The organism is Mesorhizobium sp. M2A.F.Ca.ET.067.02.1.1, assembly GCF_004023285.1.
GTDB lineage: Bacteria > Pseudomonadota > Alphaproteobacteria > Rhizobiales > Rhizobiaceae > Mesorhizobium.
Genome location: NZ_RZSB01001502.1, coordinates 1 through 381, shown reverse-complemented (window position 1 = coordinate 381; position 381 = coordinate 1). Strand labels below are relative to the sequence as shown.

Sequence of the window (381 nt, the reverse complement as noted above, 5' to 3'; positions counted from 1 at the left end):
GTCGATGTCGAGCTGGTGCTGGCGGTCGATGTCTCGCTTTCCATGTCACCGGCTGAGCTGGAGATCCAGCGTCATGGCTACGCGGCGGCGCTGATGCATGACAACGTGCTGAAGGCTATCGCCGACGGCGCCTATGGCAAGATCGCCGTCACCTATGTCGAATGGGCGGGCACGACCTGGCAGCGAGTCGTCGTGCCGTGGACCGTGATCGCCAACCGCGCCGACGCCGAGAGGTTCGTCGCGAAGCTCGAAGCCAACCCGCCGGACAGCGCCCGGCGCACCTCGATTTCCGGGGCGCTGAGCTTCGGCAGCGATCTGTTCGCAGAGAGCGGATTCCAGGGGACCAAGCGTGTCATCGATGTTTCCGGCGATGGGCCGAAC

Annotated in this window: 1 protein-coding gene; it reads left to right on the top strand. The window is 65.1% G+C overall.

What is annotated here, in order from left to right; genetic code table 11:
* A partial coding sequence (locus EOA28_RS38525) for a DUF1194 domain-containing protein (RefSeq protein WP_128315975.1) occupies positions 1-381 on the top strand: 381 nt, incomplete at both ends.